The sequence below is a fragment of the Sphingomonas sp. BL-S-28 genome, from assembly GCF_055521515.1.
Genome location: NZ_CM145484.1, coordinates 2,350,757 through 2,370,458 on the forward strand (window position 1 = coordinate 2,350,757; position 19,702 = coordinate 2,370,458).

Below are 19,702 nucleotides of genomic sequence, written 5' to 3' on the forward strand. Positions count from 1 at the left end.
GGTTACCTGCCCCATCGCCTTTTCGGCGCTAGTGGAAATCGCGCGACCGGGGCAGAATACGTACGTTGCGGGGATGGCGCACGCTGGATCCGGTGGCTTGCCCACCAGGATGGTTTGTCCCGGGAGGATAACCGGGCCCACGAGGATGGCCCGGGTGATCGATCTCGTCGCCGTGTCCGTGGTCGAACTTGCCTTTCTGCGTGTGCGACAGCATATCCAAGGCATCTGTGGCGTCAGTGATGGTCTTGACGATCAGGTGAACCACATCTTCTTTGCTGCGTTGCACTTCCCCTTCGATCACCATCAGGCGGGCCGCCATCAGCGCGCGGCGCTGTGGTTCCATTTCACGCGCCCATAGCAGCGCATTGACCACGCCGGTCTCATCTTCGATCGTGATGAAGATTGCATTGCCCTTGCCCGGCCGCTGTCGCACCAGAACCACGCCCGCCACGCGCACTTTCGTACCGTCGCGCGCGGCATTGATCGTGGCGCAATCGGCCACACCGCGCCGCGTGAAATGGCCGCGCAGAAACTGCATGGGATGGCCTTTCAGCGAGAGGCGCTGCGTCTGGTAATCGGCGATCACTTCTTCCGAAGGCGACATGACGGGAAGCGGTGCCTCAGGCTCCTTGCCCAGTTCGGGACTATCCAGCGCGGCGAACAAAGGCAGTTGCATGGGCGGAACGCGGCGGCTTTCCCATCCCGCCTCACGCCGGCTTTGTCCCAGCGACCCGAGCGCATCGGCATCCGCCAGCAGGCGCAGCGCGCGAGAGGGCAATTCGGCGCGGCGGGCGATGTCTTCCATGGAAGCGATGGGGCGTTCCGCGCGCTTTTCCTTCAGCTTTTCGGCCCATTCCTTGCGAAAACCGTCGATCTGACGCAGGCCCAGGCGCAGCACGCGCTCTCCTTCCAAGGTATTGTGCCATTCGCTGGCGTTGACGTCGATCGGACGGACTTCAACCCCATGCTGCTGTGCGTCGCGCACCAATTGTGCGGGGGCATAGAAGCCCATGGGCTGGCTATTGAGCAAGGCGCAGGTGAACACTGCCGGATAGTGACACTTCAGCCATGAGGAGACGTAGGCCAGCCAGGCAAAAGCCTGCGCATGGCTTTCGGGAAAGCCGTATTCGCCGAAGCCCTTGATCTGTTCGAAACAGCGTTCGGCAAATTCGCGGGGGTAGCCGCGGCTCACCATGCCTTCGATCAGTCGGGGCTGATAATGATGGACGGTGCCGTTATGCCGGAACGTGGCCATGGCGCGGCGTAACCCGTCCGCTTCGGCCGACGTGAAACCTGCTGCGACCATGGCCAGTTTCATCGCCTGTTCCTGAAACAGCGGCACGCCCAGCGTTCTTTTAAGGACGCTTTCCATTTCGCCTTCAGGTCCCGGGAAGTCGACCTTTTCCTCCCCGTTGCGTCGCCGCAGGTAGGGATGGACCATGCCGCCCTGGATCGGGCCGGGCCGCACGATGGCAACCTGGATGACCAGATCGTAGAGTTCCGCAGGCTTCATGCGCGGCAGCATGGATATCTGGGCGCGGCTTTCGACCTGGAAGGTGCCGATGCTGTCTCCCTTTTGCAGCATCTTGTACGTCGCCCGGTCCTCACGCGGGACGGTTGCCAGCGTCAGGTCGCGCAGGCCATGATCGCGCAGCAGATCGAAGCTCTTGCGGATCGCGGTCAACATGCCGAGCGCCAGCACATCCACTTTCATCAGCCCCAGGGATTCCAGATCGTCCTTGTCCCACTCGATGAACGTGCGATCTTCCATCGCGGCATTGTGGATCGGCACCAGTTCCTCAAGCGGCCCTTCGCTCAGCACGAAGCCGCCGACATGCTGCGAAAGGTGGCGCGGGAATTCCAGCAACTGGCCCACCATGTCGCGCAGGCGGGCAAGTTCGGGATTGCCGGGATCGTATCCGGCTTCCGCAAGGCGGCTCTCGGGCAGTTCCTCCCCGCCCCAACTGCCCCACACGGTGCCGGACAGGCGGCTGGTCACATCCTCCGTCAGGCCCAGCGCCTTGCCCACCTCACGAATGGCGCTGCGCTGGCGATAGCGGATGACGGTAGCGGCGATCCCCGCTCGATGGCGGCCATAGCGTTTGTAGATGTACTGGATCACCTCCTCGCGCCGTTCGTGTTCGAAATCGACGTCGATGTCCGGCGGCTCGTCGCGCTCCTCGGAAAGGAAGCGGGAGAACAGCAGCTTTTGCTCCACTGGATCGATCGGGGTGACGCCCAACAGGAAGCAGACCAGCGAATTGGCTGCCGATCCGCGCCCCTGACACAGGATCGGCGGACTGAGGCTGCGGGCGTATCGCACGATGTCGTGAACGGTGAGGAAATAGCAGGCGTAGTTCTTGCCCCGGATCAGCCGGAATTCCTCATCGAGCACAGCCCGGTATTCCGGCGGCAGTCCTTCCGGAAAACGCACCCGTGCGCCTTCCATCACCTGATGTTCCAGCCACTCCTGCGGTTGCCAGCCTTCCGGCACCGGCTCGTGCGGATATTCGTAGACCAACTGCTTCAGTGTGAACTCTATGCAGTTCTGCAAGTCCTGTGTTGCCGTCAGGGCCTCCGGACAGACACGGAACAGGCGTGCTATTTCCGTCGGGGGCTTCAGGTGACGTTCCGCATTTGGGGCAAGGCGGCGGCCGGCGGCCTGGATCGTTACACCTTCCCGAATGCAGGTGAGAACGTCCTGCATAGGCCGGTCCTCGGGCGTGGCAAACAGCGCATCGTTGGTCGCGATCAGTGGCACGCCGGTGCGTGCGGAAAGCGTCATCCGCTGCGCCAGACGCCGGGCATCACTGCCGGCGCGGGGCATGGTGGCGGCAAGCCAGAGCCGGGGCGCTGCTGCGCGCAGGGTTTCGAGCAGGGCGGCATCGCCATCCATCGCGATCAGCGCCATATCCTGCGCATGGGTCAGCAGGTCCGGCAGATGGAGGATGCAGCTGCCTTTGTCCGCGCGAAGATTGCCGAGGGTGAGTAGGCGCGTCAGTCGGCCCCAGCCGTGGCGGGTCATGGGATAAGCGACGATATCGGGCGTGCCGTCGGCAAAGACCAGCCGGGCACCGACGATAAGCCTAAACCCGCCGGACGGACCGCCCAGTTGTTCCCAGGCCCTTTGCGCGCGGGCGACGCCTGCCACGGTGTTGCGGTCGGCAATGCCGATCCCGGTCATCCCCAGTGCATGGGCGCGGGCGACCATCGTTTCGGCATGGGAAGCGCCGCGCAGGAAGCTGAAATTGCTGGCGGCGACCGGCTCCATGAAGGGCGGCTGATCTGTCGGGGAAGCAGTCATGGAAACAGGCCGTGGAGATACCACTTCGGGCTGGCGGTTTCCTCGAACAGGCCGTGCCGGAAGATCCAGTAGCGGCGGCCCTCGGCATCCTCGATCCGGTAGTAGTCGCGGGTCGGCTGCTTGCCTTCAGAAAGGTGGCCGGTCCGTTTGCGCCACCATTCCGCGCCGATGCGTTCCGGCCCTTCGGCAAGGCGGACTTCGTGCAGCTTGCCTTTCCAGCGGAACCGTTGCGGCGGACCGTCAGGCACGCCGGCGATGACGTCCACCGGCTGCGGAGGATCGAGCAGCAGCGCCGGGCGCGGCAACTGGCCTTCCTGCATCGGCCAATCGGCGGGCTTTACCTCCATCGCGGGCAGCAGCCTTTGCGCGACTTCCGGCAGATGCCGGTCGCACGGTGTCAGGCGGCGGACGCGATTGGGGCCGAGGCGGACGCTCAGCCGATCGATCAGCGCGGAAAGATCGTCGCTGGCTTCCTCACGCGAATTTTCCAGCGCGATCTGGCGGGCGGGCAGGGGATCGGTGCGGGATACGGCCAGTTCGATCGAATCGAAGCCGAAGCCGGGATCGAGTGGGTCCGACAGCGTATCGATCCGCTCCTGCAGCAGCCGCAGGACGATGGCCGGATCGCGTTCGGGGCGGCCGGTATCGACCGCCAGCCGCCGCCGCGCATTGTCGCTGCGGCAGAGCGTGACGATGAAACGGCGGCCGCCCAACTGGCGCGCTTCCATATCCTGCGCGGCCTGTTCCAGCAGGTCTTCCACGGCATCGAGTGCGTCGTCGGTGCGGATCAGCGGTTCGGGAAAGCGCGTTTCCAGACGGATCGGCGCGGTGATGTGGCGCGGAGCGATCGGGCTGGCGGCTTCGCCCAGGATCTGGCGCAGGCGGGTGACCATTTCCTCCCCGAAGCGCGCCGCCAGCGTCTGCATCGGGCGTCTGGAAAGGTCGCCGATCCGCTGCAGGCCGGCACGGCGCAAGGCGGCCAGAGCATCATCGGGCAGTTCCAGAGCGGAAACCGGCAGCGCCTGCACATCCCCGTTTCCGGTCCCATGCCGCGCCAGAGCCCGCGCCGCCGTGGCGTTCGGGCCCAAGGCATGGCGCGCGGTGTAGCCTGCCAAGGTCACTGCCTGTCGTGCCAGTTCCCCTTCGCCGTCGAACAAGTGGGTGCAGCCGGTTACGTCCAGCACGATGCCGTCGGACGGGTCGGCTGCGACCATGGGAGTAAAGCGCACCATCGCCCTGACCAGCCGGTCAAGCTCGCGCGCGTCCAGCACCGGATCGGCGGGCCGGGTCACCAGCGTAGGGCAGCGTGCCCGCGCATCGGCGAGCGTCATCCCGGCTTCCAGCCCGGCTTTTACGGCGAAGCCATCCACGGCGGAGAGGCGCAGGGCATTGCCGGTGCGCAAGACGAGGGCGAGTGGTTCAGGCGGCGCGTGGATAGTCAGGCCCGCCGCCATCCGCACTCTCTCGCATGCGAAATAGGGGAACCACAGCGCCAGACACTGGCGCGACTTCGCCTCCATCCTTGCCGCTCCCTTCGCCTGTATTCCAGCCCGTATCGCGGAATGTTCCATCGTCCGTATTCCATTCCAGCCGCCACGTGCGGCCTGCTGCACCCCCACGCCAGCGCAGCAGTCTGGCCTCCATCGCCGGCCATCCCGGCGCATCGGCTTCAAGCGGGATGGAAGGCGCGCTGGAGATGGACCAGCGGGTCTGCGCGGCGCTGGACCGGGGTTCCGCATCCTGGCGCAGCACGATCACCCGATTGCGCGATTGTTCCGCCGCCAGCGCCAGTCTTCGGCTGGCGGTGAGGTCGTACTTCGCGAAAGCCCCGTTCGTTTCCAGCAGAACCAATTCCACGCCGGGACAACGTGCGGCTTCCAGCCCGGCGCGCAGGAGGTCGAGTTCGTTTTCGGTTTCCACCAGGAGCAGGCGGGCCGGTTTCAGGCCGAGCGATACCAATCCTTGCCCATAGGGCAGCGTCCGCAGCTGTGCGCGGGACATTCGCACCAGCACTGCCGCGCCGTTCGGGCCGATGCCGCTTTTGCACAGCGCGAAGGCGAGGGCGGTGGCCCGATCATCCCCATTCGCGTGGATCTCATGCAGCCGGCAGGCGTCCATGGCCGGCAGGGCTCCTCCATCGGCTTGAGGGAGCCGTTCGATGGCCTTTTCCGCCAGTTTGAAGGTCTTGACGGGCATGATCCGAATCGCTCAATTGTTCTCTATATGTTCCATACTCCAACATCCGCCGCTTGCCAAACAGGCGTTGCCGATCTGCCGGCCCACGAGGGACCGAAAGATCGACAACATTATGGAAAATAGCGTTATTTTTCGGGCGATCAGGCCCGATACCGACTTGCCGAAAACGCCGTAGTTACCGTTGGCCCCATTGCGGCCAGCATTGTCGAGCCATGGCATTTCCCGTGCAGGGACAGGTGTTCCGCCTCGGCGCCGCGCCGCTGCCAGCGCGTGGCAAGCGCCTCCGCAGCTGCCCCGCCGTGATCGTCCAAATCGTTCCCCTCTGCGCCGTTGACGATCAGCAGCCGCGTCTTCAGGCGAGGATCTGCCGTGCGCTCACCTGCGGCCACGCTGTTGTCGCCGTACCAGAGCGACGGGCTGACCGAGACGATGGCCGAGTAGGGCCTGCCGGTGAACATCGCATGGAGCGCCAGCAAACCGCCAAGGCCGTGCCCGGCCAGCGTCTGGCGTGCCGGATCGAGGTGCCAGCGGCCTTCGACCAGTGGGCGGAACACCTCTTCGATCAGATCGAGGAAGCGCTCCGCCCCACCGGTTGGAAGTCCGCATGCGGGAAAGCCTTCGGGTATCCGGTAGCCCGGAACGGCGGGGGTGTAGTCTTCGGTCCGCCGGGGTCGATGATCGCATTCGATGGCAACGATCAGTCCATCTGTGCGGGACATTCGCCGCGCGGTCATGGTGGCGACGGCGAAGTTGTCCTCACCATCAAGCAGCCAGAGTACTGGCCAACCTTGCCTTGGCGGCGGTCCTTCGGGCCAGGAAACCAGAAGGCGATAGACGTGACCGTCTGGCGCCGGGACGAACTGCACGTCCGAATTGGGCAGCGTCCATGCCGTCGCCCCCAGCGGGCCTGCGGAAAGCAAGGCCAGCAGCGGCGCAAGACCGGTGATCGGCTTCATGCCGCCCTCCTTCGATAAAGGAGCAGAGGGCGGATAGCCGTAGAATTATGAAAGGCGGGACGAGCGACAGGGCATCTCACGGTATCAGTTCCTCTCGCGTTTCCGTTGGGGTTCAGATTATTGATATTCATTCTCAATAGCAAGTCTTTTGAGGCTTTTCAGAAATGGACGGATAACGATGGTCTCGTTTTCTGGTTGCTTTGCGTTCCTTGCATCGTCGATTGCGCCGAGAGGGACGGATCGCCATTGAAGCTTCATTTCCAGCCGTTAACGCCCGGGTCGTGAAATCGCTTCAGGGCTCAGGGGAAATGGCAATGAAATTCGGTATTTGCATCGCATCACTGATGGCGGGCACGGCTCTGGCCAGCATTCCGGGCGCGGCATTTGCCGAAGAGGCTGCGGCAGACACGGCGAATGCTGCAGATGGTAATTCCAACCAGATCGTCGTTACCGCGCAAAAGGTGGAACAGCGTGCGGTGGACGTGCCGATCACGCTCTCGGTCGCGAGCGGAGAGCGGATGCGCCAGCTTGGCGTGACCGATATAGGCGAGCTTTCGGCCTATGTTCCGGGCCTCAACATCCAGATCCAGAGCGCCAATAACCCCGGCTTCGTGATCCGCGGCATCACCTCCGACAGCGGTTCGGCCCAGCAGGGGCCGCGCGTGACGCTCTATTACAACGGCGTCGACATCTCCCGCTCACGCGGGGCCTATCAGGGCAATTATGACCTTGATCGCATCGAAGTGGTGAAGGGGCCGCAGGCGACGCTGTTCGGCACGGCCGCCACGATCGGCGCGATCAGCCTCGTTTCGGCCAAGCCGCAGCCGGGACTCTCGGCCGAAGTCACCGGCGGCTATGGCAACTTGAATGCCTATCGACTGGAAGGCTTCGTCAACGCCGGCAATGACGTGATCGCCGGGCGCATCGCGTGGCAGTGGAAGAAGCGCGATGGCTATGTGAAGAACCTCGCCCCCGATCAGGACGATCTCTATGGGCAGGACCAGCTTGGCCTGCGCGGTTCGCTGCGCTTCACGCCGGCCAGCAACTTCACCGCCGACCTGATCTTCACCTACGACCGCCAGCGCAATTCGGGCACGCCGTTCCTGTCCAAGGACCTTGGCTCCACGGCGGTCGACGGACTTTACGGCCCGGCTTATCTCGGCGGTTCGCCCTATTCGGCTGAGGTGCTGGGCAGCGACAAGCTGGGCCTCAACCGCGACGTCTATGACGTGAACCTCACGGCAAGCTGGGATTTCGCGGACGGCTGGAACTTCACCACCGTCAATGGCTATCGCCATTTCGACGCGCTGGAAGTGTTCGATGCCGATGGCTCGGCCGCCTGGTATCTGGAGTTCGCAGAACGCGCCAAGGGCTGGCAGGCCAGCCACGAAGGCCGCTTCACCTACAGCGACGACCAGTGGCGCGCTTCGTTCGGGTGGAACTACTTCATCGAGGACAGCTACCAGTACGTGCCGCTCTCTTCCGAAGTGGGCACCTATCTCCAGTGCACGGCGAACCTGATCCCAGGCCTTGGCTGCGTGAATTCGTCCAATGTGGCGACGGGGGCGCTGGCAACCTCCTACCTGACGGGCGGCGCCTATACCGCCGTTCCCTATAACAGTTGGTATGAGAACAAGGGCCGCAACCAGTCATGGTCGATGTTCGGTGACGTGACTTTCAAGCCGGTGCCGCAACTGGAACTGACCGCCGGCGCGCGCGTGCTGATCGAGAAGCGCCGTTCGGGCTATGCCGCCTATCAGCCCGATGCGCCGGTCTATGGCCAGCCGTTGCTGCCGCTGGTCGATACCGATGGCCAGACTTACTATGCCCAGCGCTCCTACGCCGCCGTGCTGCCGCGCTTCAATGCGCTCTACCACCTTACGCCGAACTTCAACCTCTACGCCACGATTTCCGAAGGCCGCCGCTCGCCGGTGGTGCAGCTTTCGGCGGCTGCCGGGCCGGTTGCCGATCTCGACCTAATCCGGGCGGAGACGGTGTGGAACTATGAAGCGGGCATCAAGGGCTCGGCGGGGATCTTCTCCGGATCGCTGGGTGTCTATTATGACGATTACAGCAATTTCCAGGTCTCGGTGATCGAGAACGGGCAGAACGTCACCCGCAGCGCCGGTTCGGCATCGAACCTGGGCGTGGAAGCCGAACTGGAAGCGAAGTTCACCGATTGGCTGAGCGCCTTCGGCAATGTCGGCTTCATCAGCGGCGGGATCGACGACAATGCCTCGAACGGCGCCTATGCGGGCGACCAGTTCCGCCTCCAGCCCAAGTGGCAGTGGGCGGCGGGCCTCAACCTGAACGTGCCGGTGACCCAGAGCACCAGCGTGTTCCTGACGCCCAGCGTGACTTATCGCAGCAAGATCTATTTCGAGATCCCGAACACCGAAGCGATCAGCCAGGACGCGGTGACGCTGGTGAACGTGCGTGGCGGCGTCTCGTTCATGGACGGGCGTTTCCAGGTGGCGGGCTTCGCGCGCAATCTGGGTGACGAGAAGTACCTGCTGGATGCCGGCAACACCGGCGGTTCGTTCGGCCACCCGACCTTCATCCCGGCCGAGCCGCGCACGTACGGCATCGAATTCACCGCGCGTTACTGACCTTTCGAAGACAGGACATCCCCCCATGACCCTTGCTCTCGACCGCCGCCTCCTCATCAAGGCCGGCGCGCTTGGCCTTGCCGCGCTTTCGACGCCCGGCATTGCCCAGATCCTCACCGCGCGCGGCTTCACCCACGGCGTCGCCAGCGGTGAGCCGGCCGCGAATTCGGTTCTGCTGTGGACGCGTTATGTCGGCAGCGGCGAAACGAAACTGCGCTGCGAACTGGCCGAGGACGACCAGTTCCGCAAGGTAGCCAGCGGGGGCGAGGTCGTCGCCTCTCCCGCCCGCGACAACTGCGCCAAGCTGGTCGTCGGCGGGCTGCAACCGGGCAAGTGGTACTTCTACCGCTTCATCGCGCCGGACGGCACCATGAGCGAAGTCGGCCGCACGCGCACCTTGCCGGTGGGTGAGGTGGACCGCTTCGGCATTGGCCTGTTCTCCTGCTCGAACATGCCGTTCGGCTGGTTCAACGCCTATGCCCACGCCGCCGCGCGAGACGATCTGGACCTGATCGTCCACGTCGGCGACTATTTCTACGAATATAAGCTGGGCGAATATCCCGAGCATCCGATGGCCGGCCGCCCGATCGAGCCGGCGAACGAGATCGTCAGCCTGGTCGACTATCGCCTGCGCTACGCCAGTTATCGCCTCGATCCGGACTTGCGTGCGCTCCATCGCCGCTTCCCGATGATCGTCCAGTGGGACGATCACGAGTTCGCCAACGACGCCTACAAGGACGGTGCCGAGAATCATCAGCCTGAAACCGAAGGCCCCTGGCCCGCGCGCAAGGCGGCGGCGGAGAAGGCCTATCGCGAATGGATGCCGATCTCCGACGCGGACTGGGGCAGCTATGAGATCGGTTCGCTAGCCACGCTGTTCCGCCCTGAAACGCGCGTATCTTCCCGCATGAAGCAACTCGATCTGGCAGCGGCATTCAAGGGCCCGGACGTTGCCAAGGCGCTGCTGGCGTTCCGCGACGGGCCGTGGATGTCGCCCGAGCGCACCTTGATGGGCGCGGTGCAGGAGGATTGGCTCTACAAGGGCTTTGCGGCTTCGGCCAAGGCGGGCACGCGCTGGCAGATCCTGGCCCAGCAGATCGTCATGGGATCGCTGAAGTCTCCCGCCGCGCTGGCCGATTTCGTGCCGGCTGGCGGCGATGCCAAAGTGCGCGGGCAGCTCATGGCCGCTGCCGCCGCTGCCAAGGTGGGCCTGCCGTTCAACATGGATTCGTGGGACGGCTATCCCGCTGCCCGCGAACGCTTGCTGAAGGCGGCGCAAGAGGCGGATTGCAACCTCGTCGTGCTCTCGGGCGACAGCCACAATGCCTGGGGCAACGAGCTTTCGAGCGGCGGCGTGGCGGCGGGTGTCGAGTACGCCGGACACTCGGTCACTTCTCCAGGCTACGAGGCTTATCTGCCTTCGGCCACGCCCAAGGCGCTTGCCACTTCGATGCGCGAGGCCAACCCGCAGCTGGCGTTCACCGACGTCAGCCGCCGTGGCTATGTCTCTCTGGATGTGACCTCGGATCAGGTGCGCGGCACCTGGCACTTCATGTCCACCATCGCCCAGCGCACCACGGCGGGCACGGACAGCACCACGCTGGCGGTCAAATGGGGCGAGCGTCGCTTCGCCAAGGCCTGATTGCATTTACGTAATTGACGGGTGGGACGGTTGACGCGGGGGCAGTCACCGTCCCACAGAGTGCCAGATTTCCAATCCTTTCGAGGCACCCCCTATGTCCGATTTCGATCCCGCCGATCCCAAGTCCGGCAATCCCGACCGCCGCGATTTCCTCGGCGGCCTTGCTGCCGCGCTCGGCGCTGCTGCCGTTGCCGGCGGCGCGGTCGAATCGGCGGAGGCGAAACCGGCCAAGGGATCGTCCTCGGGCCCGGTCAGCGATGCGAAGCTGCGTGCGGCGATCGATACGGTCGTGGTGATCTTTGCGGAGAACCGCAGCTTCAACAACCTCTTTGCGGATTTCCCCGGCCTGCAGCAGCCGCTTTCCAAAGTACCCGCCGAACGCACTCTCCAACGCGACCGCGACGGCAAGGTCATGGAAAAGCTGCCGAAGATTTGGGAAGGCCTCGTGCCCTCCAAACAGGTGGTGGAGCATACCGAATACCAGATCGGGCCGGACGACCTTGCGCCGATACCCAACGGTCCCTTCGCGCTGAAAACGCCGGAGGGCGATCCGCTGCCGCACGGCCTTGTTACCCGCGATCTGGTCCATGCGTTCTACCACAACCAGATGCAAATCAATGGCGGCGCCAACGACCAGTTCGTGGCCTGGGGCGATAGCGGTGCGCTGGTCATGGGCCATTACGGCGACATGCGTGCGCAGCTTCGCCTTTGGCAGATCGCCCGTGAGTTCACGCTCTGCGACAACTTCTTCATGGGGGCTTTCGGTGGGTCTTTCCTCAACCACCAGTACCTGATCGCCGCGCAGCCGCCGTTCTATCCGGATGCGGACAAGAGCCCCGCCGCCAAGCGTATCGCCAAGCTGGAGGGCAACGATCCCAAGGGCACGCGCCTGAAACTGGATCCCAAGACGCCGGCCAGCGCGATTGACGGCCCGGCGGTATTCGGCCCCAACACGCTTTCGCCGGATTTCTGGGCGGTCAACACGATGCTGCCCCCTTACGCACCGACCTATGAGCTGGATCCCGACAAGCCCGGCTATGCCAATGCCGACAGCGCGCACACGCTGGTGCCGCAGAAGCACAAGACCATCGGCGACATGCTTAGCGCCAAGGGGGTGGATTGGGCCTGGTACGCAGGCGGATGGAATGCCGCGCTGGAAGGGCACATGAACGATGCCTCGTTCCCGTCGCGCCCGAACTTCCAGCCGCATCACCAGCCGTTCAACTATTACGACCGCTTCGCCCCCGGCACCGCCGACCGCGCGAAGTTCCTGCGGGACGGCGGTGAGGGCAGCACTGCGCGCACCAACAAGTTCCTGGCCGATGCCGCGGCGGGCAAGCTGCCTGCGGTCAGCTATTACAAGCCGCAGGGCAACCTCAACATGCATGCCGGCTACTCGGACATCGACGCGGGCGACCGTCATATCGCTGCCGTTATCGATGCCCTGCGCGCCAGCCCGCAGTGGGAAAAGATGCTGATCGTCATCACGTTCGACGAGAACGGCGGCTGGTGGGATCACGTCGCCCCGCCGAAGGGCGACCGCTGGGGCCCGGGCACGCGCATCCCCGCCGTGATCGTCTCTCCCCACGCGACGAAGGGTACGGTGGACCACACGATCTACGACACCGGCTCCATCGCCCGCTTCCTCACCCGCCGCTTTGGGCTGGAGAAGCTTGAAGGCCTGAAAATGCGCGAAGATGCGATGCTCGCGGCAGGCGGCGTCGCCCCCGGAGACCTGACCGGCGCGCTCGACATCGCGTAAAACTTTTCGAACTTTCCGGCGGCGCACCAAAACAGGTGCGCCGCCCCTGCGAATGCGACAGAGTGTTGACTTCCGGGCCGATTCTCTCGGCCCCCGGGCAACAAAACCTTCGGGCAAAATCGCAATTCAGGGCAGGGCAATTTCCATGAGGCATATCCTTTTCACCGTGGCTTCCCTCGGCGCCATGGCGCTTGCATCGGGCGCAGAGGCCGCTCCCAAGGCCTATCCGGACGCAGAGGCACACGTGCTGGACATGGCCAAGAAAGCCATCGCCCTGCGATCGGTGGAAGGGGAGGGCAACCAGACCCCGCAAGTGGCCGAGCTGTTCAAGCAGCGCCTGATCGAAGCGGGCTGGAGCGCCAGCGACATCGAGATCGTCCCCTACAAGGACACCGCCTACCTGATCGCCACGTGGAAGGGCAGCGACCCGTCGCTGAAGCCGCTGGTCGTCTCCGCCCACATGGACGTGGTGGAAGCCAAGCCGGCCGACTGGGAGCGCGATCCGTTCAAGCCCGTGGTGGAGAACGGCTACCTCTACGGCCGGGGCGCCAGCGACACCAAGTTCGAAGCGGTGCTGGCGATGGAATCGATGATCCAGCTGCGCAAGGAGGGCTTCAAGCCCAAGCGCACCCTCGTCATCGCCTATTCGGGCGACGAGGAAACCACGATGGCAACCTCCAAGCTGATCGCCGAAAAGCTGAAGAACGCCGAAATGGTGCTCAATGTCGATGGCTCGTCAGGCACTTTGTCCGAAGAGACCGGCAAGCCGCTTTTCTGGACATGGCAGGGCGCCGAGAAGACTTACATCGACTACCAGATCGAAGTGACCAATCCCGGCGGCCACAGCTCAGCCCCGCGTCCGGACAATGCCATCGTCCAGCTTTCCGAAGTGCTGACGCGCATCGGCGCCTACAAGTTCAAACCCGAACTCAACGACGTGACCCGCGCCTACTGGACGGAGGCAGCCAGGCTGGAATCCGATCCCAAGAAGGCCAAGGCGATGCGTGACTTCGCGGCAAACCCCAACGATCCCGCCGCGCTGGCCGTGCTGCGCGCCGATCCGGCAAATGTCGGCCGGGTCAGCACGACTTGCGTGCCTACGATGCTGTCGGGCGGCCATGCCCGCAACGCCCTGCCGCAGCGGGCTACCGCCAACATCAACTGCCGCATCTTCCCGGGTCACACGCGCGAGGAGATCATGGCGAAGCTGGAGAAAGTGGCAGCCATGCCCGCCGCCAAGTTCACCGATGTGACGGGCGACGATTCCACCATGGCCCCCGCCTCGCCGATGCGGCAGGATTTCATCGGCGCCACGCGCAAGGCGGTGACGGCGGCCTGGGGACCGGTGGCGATCATCCCCTCGCAGGCTTCGGGCGCATCGGATTCGATGTGGTATCGCGCGCTCGGCGTGCCCAGCTACGGCGCTGCCGCCTCCATGATCAAGGATTCGGACGAGTTCTCCCACGGCCTCAATGAGCGTATTCCGCTGCTGAATATCCGCCCGGGCATCACCTACTACCTGTCGATGTACAAGGATCTGGCAAGCAAGTGAGCATAAACGGGGCGAAGCGGGGGGCGCTTCTTGCGGGGTTCATGGCGGGCATTCTGGCAATGCCCGCCACGGCGGAAACGCTTTATGTCCGCGCGGGGCGGCTGATCGACGTCGATTACCAGACCACGCGCACGGGGCAGTGCGTGACGGTGACTGACGGCCGCGTCACGCGTATCGACGCCTGCGGCAAGACGCCTTCGGGCGCGAAGGAAGTGGACTGGTCGAACTATACGGTGCTTCCGGGGCTGATCGATCTGCACACCCACCTTGCCGATGCCGGGCAGAGCGCCGATGTTGCGGCGCCTTACAGGACTTCGCCCCAGCTTACCGCGCTGATCGGGGCGCATAATGCCAAGGTGACGCTGGACGCCGGCTTCACCACCGTGCGCGATGTCGGCACCTATCGCGGCCTCACCGATGTCGCCCTGCGCGATGCGATTGCCCAGGGCGACGTGCCGGGGCCGCGCATGTTCGTGGCGGGCGCCTACATCACCAAGCCGGGCGGCGGGGGCGAGCTTAACGGCGTGATCCCCAACGACCAGCTCCCTTCGGACATGCGCTACGGCGTGATCCGCAATCCGCAGGAAGCGCACGAAAAGACCGAGTTCCTGTTCGAGCACGGGGCGGATTTCATCAAGATGATCGCCACCGGCGCGGTCCTCGCCATCGGTACCGAGCCGGGGCAGGTGGAACTGACCGAGGACGAAATGCGCGCGGTGGTGGCGGTCGCCAAGGAGCATCACTCCTACGCCACGGCCCATGCCCACGGCGCGGAAGGGATCAAGGCGGCGATCCGTTCGGGCGTGCACTCGATCGAGCATGCCAGCCTGATCGACGATGAAGGCCTGAAGATGGCCAAGGACGCGGACGTCTGGCTGGTGATGGATATCTACGATGGCGACTGGATCGACCAGCAGGGCACCAAGGAAGGTTGGCCCGCCGAATACTTGCGCAAGAACCGCGAGACCACGCAGACGCAGCGCGACGGCTTTGAAAAAGCGGTGAAGATGGGTGTGAAGCTGGGCTTCGGCACCGATGCGGGCGTCTATCCGCACGGCCTTAATGCCCGACAGTTCGCTTATATGGTGAAGTACGGGATGACGCCGATGCAGGCGATCCGGGCCGCAACTATCGATGCGGCGACCCTGATCGGACACGAAAGCGAACTGGGCTCCATCGCGCTGGGCAAATATGCCGACATGATCGCGGTGGAGGGCGATCCCCTTCGTGATGTGAGTGTGCTGGAAAAGGTTTCTCACGTGATGAAGGCGGGCGTGCTGGAGAAATAGGGCAGGGAGGCGATCGCGGATGCAGTATCGGATTTCGGCGATCTCTCATCTAGGCCTGCTTTTGGGCCTGCTTTTGGGGCCTACACTGGCTTCGGCCGGTGTCGTGACTCCACAATCCGCCCCGTTCCCTTGCGAATGGGTTTCCGGTCGCCTTTCGACCTACAACGGCAATCCCACGTTTCGGATCTGGCCGAAGGGCACGCGCCGGATTCTGGGCGTGACATCGGCCAAACGAGAGGACGATAGCGAGAGCCTGGACATTCTCCCGCCGTCCGTTCGCCGCTTTCAGCCGGGGTTCGAGCGGGATCTCTGGGGCGACTTCAGGGTCTGCCCCATCGTGCCGGAGCGCAAAGGCTGGATGCGCCTGGTCGTGCTGAAGGATGCACGTGGGTTACGGGCGATTGCGCGTTGACCGCCTGATGGAGGCTTACGCCGCGGTCAGGCGGCCTCCGCTCAGCACTCGCGCCGGGCCCGGTGCTGCCCGAACCAGCAGAGTGCCCAGTACGATCACGGTCAGCAAGAGGATCAGCGGCTGGGTCAGCAGGTAGACCGGATAGAGCGGCGACCCCAGCTTGCCGAACAGCGCCCCCAGCACCGGCCCGCCCAGCCAGATCAGGATCAGGTGCGAGCAGAACAGGAAGAAGGCGAAGGGCTCGATCCGCAGCAGGAACGCACGGGCAGGGCTGTTCGAAAGCGCCCATGCCACGCGCCAGTAGGCCACGGCCGCCGCGATCCTGACCGACAGATCAAGCATCGCCGCTTCCGGCGTAGCAGGATCGACGTCAAGCCGCAGCGATCCGTAGAGCTGGACGCAGGTGAGCAGTGCGAAGGGCAACAGCGCCGTTCCCAGCGGCCACGCGGCGATCCGGTCCGCCACATGCCCCCGCCGTGCAAGGATGCCCAGCAGGAAGAAGAACGGGATCGACGCGCGCATGAACACGGGCGCGCCCAGGCCAAGGATCTGGCAGACCGCCGCCATCGATGCGAGCGCCACCAGCCACGGATTGGCCAACCTTACCAGCAGCGGTGCGGCGATCATGCAGACGAAAAGGTCGCGCAGGAACGGCATCTGCACATTGATGTCCGGATTGCGGCTGGCCACGAAGACTTCCTCGAAAATCCAGTCCAGCGAATGCGGCGTCGGCGCCGGCAGGTTCAGCAACCATGCCGTACCCGATACCAGCACCAGCGCCAGCGCGTTCCAGAGCACCATCGGCAGCAGGATCGTCCGCGCCTTGCGCGCCACATGCGTGGGCCAGTCCCGCGTGCGGTTGGACGAAGCGACCAGCCAGCCCGATATCAGGCCCAGCAGCGGAACCGCGCTGCGTCCGAACACGTCCATCAACACCCAGCGCAAATCTTCCTGCGGCGAACCCTTGGCCAGTTGCAGGTCGTAACCGGTCAGGCCGGTCCACGCATGGACGTAGACGACGCCGAGGATGCAGATAACCCGTGCGATCGAAATCGCGGCGGATTTGCGCGGCGCATCGGCAATGAATGATTGGGGCAAACGACAATCCGGTTAGTTGGCGACCTTGCGGCCTACCTGATGTCGTTTGCCCTAAACCCCAATCGTGGAAGCGGTGGACTGCCCCCTCGAACGGACGAATTGCCCGATTTCAGGTCCGGAAGCGGCCGAAACGGCCCTTGTCCGCGATCACTTCATGCGCGCAGTTGTGGCCGGGCGCACCGGTCACACCGCCGCCGGGGTGAGCGCCCGAACCGCACATGTAGAGCCCCTTGATCGGCCCGCGATAGGCGCCGTGGCCCAATACCGGCCGCGCCGACCACATCTGATCGAGCGTCAGATTGCCATGCATGATGTCCCCGTTCACCAGGCCGAACTTGCGCTCCAGCCCCTTCGGGCTGAGCACCTGCCGGCCGAGGATGGAGGCGCGGAAGCCCGGTGCATATTCCTCCACCGTATCGATGATGGTGTCCGCCGCCTTGTCTTCCTCGGCATCCCAGTCGCGGCCATCGGGAAGCTCCGGCGCGAATTGCTGGCAGAACAGGCTGGCGACATGCTGGCCCTCGGGCGCGAGGCTGTCGTCCACGGTTGAGGGGATCAGCATCTCCACGATCGGCTTCTTCGACCAGCCATAGGTCTTCGCGTCCAGGAAGGCGCGGTCCATGTAGTCGAGCGTCGGCGCGATGATGATGCCGGATTGGTGATGCTCCCCCGGCTCCGGCAGGCAAGTGAACTTCGGCAGTTCGGAAAGCGCCACGTTCATGCGGAACGTGCCGCTGCCCGCCTTGAAGCTTTTCATGCGGCGCTGGAAATCGGGCTTTAGGTCGCTTTGCGCGATCATCTTGCCATAGAGCAGCTTGGGCCCGACATTGGCGATCACGCGGGTTGCGGCAATCTCCTCACCGCTTTCAAGCCGGACGCCGGCAACCTTGTCGCCATCGACGAGGACCTGATCCACCGGGCTTTCCAGGCTGATCTCCACGCCCAGCTTGCGGCAGACTTCGCCCATGATGCGGGTGATGTTGCCCATGCCGCCGACCGAGTGGCCCCAGGCGCCCTTCTTGCCGTTCACTTCGCCGAAGACATGGTGCAGCAGCACGTAGGCACTGCCCGGCGTATCGGGCGAGGCGTAGTTGCCGACCACCGCGTCGAAGCCGAAGGCGGCCTTCACTGCCTCGCTCTCGAACCAGCCATCCAGCAGCCCGCGTGCGGACTTGGTGAAGAGATCCAGCACATCGCGCTGCAACTTGATGGAAAGGCCCGCCAGCTTGCGGCCCTGAAGCGCCGCGTCGATCAGTCCGCGCCAGCCATCGCCGGCATTTGGCGGCGACTTCAGCGCCAGATCGCGCAGTACTTCGGCCACGACTTCCAGCGAATCGTAATAGGCCGGCAGCACATGGGCATCGTGCTTGGAGAACCGGCGGAACTCCGCCTGCGTACGTTCCAGCCCGCCGCCCAGCTTGAGATAGCCGCCGTCTTCCTGCGGCAGCAGGTTGGAGATCGGGCGTTCGATCACGCGATAGCCATAGTCGGCCAGCCGCATGTCGGCGATGACCTTGGGCTGGAGCAGGCTGACGGTGTAGCTGGCCACCGAGTTGCGGAAGCCGGGATGGAATTCCTCGGTCACCGCTGCGCCGCCGACCACGTCGCGGCGTTCCAGAATGCGCACCCTCAGCCCCGCGCGGGCGAGGTAGAACGCGCAGACGAGGCCGTTGTGGCCACCGCCGATAATTACAGCATCGTATTTCTGGGTCATTTTTGGCTCCAGCCGGATGCGGGCCGCTCGCTTTGGCGGGCCTCTGGGATCAGTTCACGGATGCGCTTGCAGAAGTGGCGGAGGCACACTTCCTTGTCGGACAGCGGTCCGACCGAGAATGTGCGCGAGGCCATGCCCGCCTGCACGCGGGTGATGAGCTGGGTATCCTCGGCATTGACCTGCCGGTTGATGCGCCAGTTGAGATAGCGCGCGGCGCGCATCTCGCGGCGGTCATCGTCGAAGACGTAGCTGATCTCGCGGATCATGCAGGTTTCCGGGCCGGTGGGCAGCCATTGCATGAAATCGACCTGATCCGGATAGATGTCGAAGGCGACGCCGGGCCAGAGCTTGAAATAGAGCCAGTGGCGCTGCCGGTTCTCGGGCAGGTGTGGCACCGGCGGCAGCAGGCGCTGGTACATCCGCTCCGACCAGTTGGAGGAGGGCGCGTCCATCAGATCGCCCCACATCCGGTCGACATGGCGCTCCGCTTCCACGCCGTAGCTGCGGCCGAACAGGCGGGTAAGGCCGGGATGGGCGACGGGAATGTGAAGCCCGTCCGAATAGTTGTCGCCCACGTTCTTCCAGTTCACCTCGCGCGGACGCATGGTGACGCGGCCGAGCGCTTTCAGATCCTCGAACCGATAGGGGGCGACCATCTCCTCGTAAGGGGCCATCATCTGCGCGATCGAGGGGCCGCCGTCATCGACGAGGCGGACGAAGATGAAGCCGCGCCAGATTTCGATGTCCACCGGGGATAGGCCGTGGCTGGCCTTGTCGAAATCGGGATAGCTCTGGCTGTCCGGAACGCCGGTAAGACGGCCGTCGAGATCGTAGACCCAGGCGTGATAAGGGCAAACCAGCTTCTTCGCGCAGCCGCTGGCGCCATCGACCACGCGCGATCCGCGGTGGCGGCAGACATTGGTGAAGGCGCGCAGCTGCCGGTCGTTGCCGCGCACGACGATCACGCTTTCGCCGATGTATTCCAGCGTGTGCCAGTCACCCACGTTCGGCACGTCGCTCTCATGGCACACGACCTGCCAGCTTGGGGCGAAGACGCGTTCCTTCTCCACCGCCAGGAATTCGGGATCGGAATAAGTCCAGGCCGGCAGGCTCCAGCCATCGAGCGGATCGTTTTCCGCGAAATCCTTGAGCTGCGTTGCCATGGGCG

At 64.4% G+C, this 19,702-nt stretch carries 13 protein-coding genes; 6 read left to right on the top strand and 7 right to left on the bottom strand.

The features are described 5' to 3' along the window. Positions 1-28 precede the first annotated feature (28 nt). The 4 genes from ACZ1JC_RS19880 to ACZ1JC_RS19895 form a co-directional block, all read right to left on the bottom strand. Positions 29-3,304, bottom strand: a complete 3,276-nt coding sequence (locus tag ACZ1JC_RS19880; RefSeq protein ID WP_465148383.1) for an error-prone DNA polymerase — start codon at positions 3,302-3,304, stop codon at positions 29-31. Next, positions 3,301-4,689, bottom strand: coding sequence for a Y-family DNA polymerase (locus ACZ1JC_RS19885; protein ID WP_465148469.1), 1,389 nt, complete (start codon positions 4,687-4,689; stop codon positions 3,301-3,303). The genes ACZ1JC_RS19880 and ACZ1JC_RS19885 overlap by 4 nt, the downstream gene beginning before the upstream one ends. 34 nt (positions 4,690-4,723) lie before the next feature. Continuing rightward, positions 4,724-5,500, bottom strand: coding sequence for an ImuA family protein (locus ACZ1JC_RS19890; RefSeq protein ID WP_465135239.1), 777 nt, complete (start codon positions 5,498-5,500; stop codon positions 4,724-4,726). A gap of 140 nt (positions 5,501-5,640) precedes the next feature. Further along, the gene (locus tag ACZ1JC_RS19895; protein WP_465135238.1) at positions 5,641-6,456 is read right to left on the bottom strand and encodes an alpha/beta hydrolase; all 816 of its coding nucleotides are present in this window, start codon (positions 6,454-6,456) and stop codon (positions 5,641-5,643) included. 314 nt (positions 6,457-6,770) lie between these two features. Here ACZ1JC_RS19895 and ACZ1JC_RS19900 point away from each other — a divergent pair, with 314 nt between their 5' ends. From ACZ1JC_RS19900 to ACZ1JC_RS19925, 6 genes are all read left to right on the top strand, one after another. Next, a complete protein-coding gene (locus ACZ1JC_RS19900; RefSeq protein ID WP_465135237.1) occupies positions 6,771-9,065 on the top strand; it encodes a TonB-dependent receptor in 2,295 nt (764 codons plus the stop codon). Positions 9,066-9,090: 25 nt separating this feature from the next. Further along, the gene (locus ACZ1JC_RS19905) at positions 9,091-10,707 is read left to right on the top strand and encodes an alkaline phosphatase D family protein (protein ID WP_465135236.1); all 1,617 of its coding nucleotides are present in this window, start codon (positions 9,091-9,093) and stop codon (positions 10,705-10,707) included. A gap of 94 nt (positions 10,708-10,801) precedes the next feature. Continuing rightward, positions 10,802-12,469: an acid phosphatase gene (gene acpA, locus ACZ1JC_RS19910; RefSeq protein WP_465135235.1), complete on the top strand. Its 1,668-nt coding sequence runs from the start codon at positions 10,802-10,804 to the stop codon at positions 12,467-12,469. A gap of 145 nt (positions 12,470-12,614) precedes the next feature. Next, complete coding sequence (locus tag ACZ1JC_RS19915) at positions 12,615-14,021, top strand: M20/M25/M40 family metallo-hydrolase (protein WP_465135234.1); 1,407 nt, start codon at positions 12,615-12,617, stop codon at positions 14,019-14,021. A gap of 41 nt (positions 14,022-14,062) precedes the next feature. Then, positions 14,063-15,310, top strand: coding sequence for a Xaa-Pro dipeptidase (locus tag ACZ1JC_RS19920; RefSeq protein ID WP_465135233.1), 1,248 nt, complete (start codon positions 14,063-14,065; stop codon positions 15,308-15,310). Between the two features lie 19 nt (positions 15,311-15,329). Continuing rightward, positions 15,330-15,722: a hypothetical protein gene (locus ACZ1JC_RS19925; protein ID WP_465135232.1), complete on the top strand. Its 393-nt coding sequence runs from the start codon at positions 15,330-15,332 to the stop codon at positions 15,720-15,722. A 15-nt stretch (positions 15,723-15,737) separates the two neighbouring features. Here the strand turns inward: ACZ1JC_RS19925 and ACZ1JC_RS19930 are convergent, their stop codons facing one another. From ACZ1JC_RS19930 to ACZ1JC_RS19940, 3 genes are all read right to left on the bottom strand, one after another. Then, entirely contained in the window at positions 15,738-16,820 is a 1,083-nt protein-coding gene (locus tag ACZ1JC_RS19930; RefSeq protein WP_465135231.1) for an acyltransferase family protein, read from the bottom strand. Positions 16,821-16,929: 109 nt separating this feature from the next. Next, positions 16,930-18,534 (bottom strand): phytoene desaturase family protein, encoded by a 1,605-nt coding sequence (locus ACZ1JC_RS19935; RefSeq protein ID WP_465135230.1) that lies wholly within the window; start codon positions 18,532-18,534, stop codon positions 16,930-16,932. After that, positions 18,531-19,697 (bottom strand): aromatic ring-hydroxylating oxygenase subunit alpha, encoded by a 1,167-nt coding sequence (locus ACZ1JC_RS19940; protein WP_465135229.1) that lies wholly within the window; start codon positions 19,695-19,697, stop codon positions 18,531-18,533. Before ACZ1JC_RS19940 ends, ACZ1JC_RS19935 begins: the two co-directional genes overlap by 4 nt. Positions 19,698-19,702: the final 5 nt, after the last annotated feature.

Coding starts and splice junctions, on each gene's coding strand:
- ACZ1JC_RS19880 (WP_465148383.1), bottom strand. CDS start 3,304: ATGACTGCTTCCCCGACAGATCAGCCGCCCTTCATGGAGCCGGTCGCC.
- ACZ1JC_RS19890 (WP_465135239.1), bottom strand. CDS start 5,500: ATGCCCGTCAAGACCTTCAAACTGGCGGAAAAGGCCATCGAACGGCTC.
- ACZ1JC_RS19895 (WP_465135238.1), bottom strand. CDS start 6,456: ATGAAGCCGATCACCGGTCTTGCGCCGCTGCTGGCCTTGCTTTCCGCA.
- ACZ1JC_RS19900 (WP_465135237.1), top strand. CDS start 6,771: ATGAAATTCGGTATTTGCATCGCATCACTGATGGCGGGCACGGCTCTG.
- ACZ1JC_RS19905 (WP_465135236.1), top strand. CDS start 9,091: ATGACCCTTGCTCTCGACCGCCGCCTCCTCATCAAGGCCGGCGCGCTT.
- acpA (WP_465135235.1), top strand. CDS start 10,802: ATGTCCGATTTCGATCCCGCCGATCCCAAGTCCGGCAATCCCGACCGC.
- ACZ1JC_RS19915 (WP_465135234.1), top strand. CDS start 12,615: ATGAGGCATATCCTTTTCACCGTGGCTTCCCTCGGCGCCATGGCGCTT.
- ACZ1JC_RS19920 (WP_465135233.1), top strand. CDS start 14,063: ATGGCGGGCATTCTGGCAATGCCCGCCACGGCGGAAACGCTTTATGTC.
- ACZ1JC_RS19925 (WP_465135232.1), top strand. CDS start 15,330: ATGCAGTATCGGATTTCGGCGATCTCTCATCTAGGCCTGCTTTTGGGC.
- ACZ1JC_RS19935 (WP_465135230.1), bottom strand. CDS start 18,534: ATGACCCAGAAATACGATGCTGTAATTATCGGCGGTGGCCACAACGGC.
- ACZ1JC_RS19940 (WP_465135229.1), bottom strand. CDS start 19,697: ATGGCAACGCAGCTCAAGGATTTCGCGGAAAACGATCCGCTCGATGGC.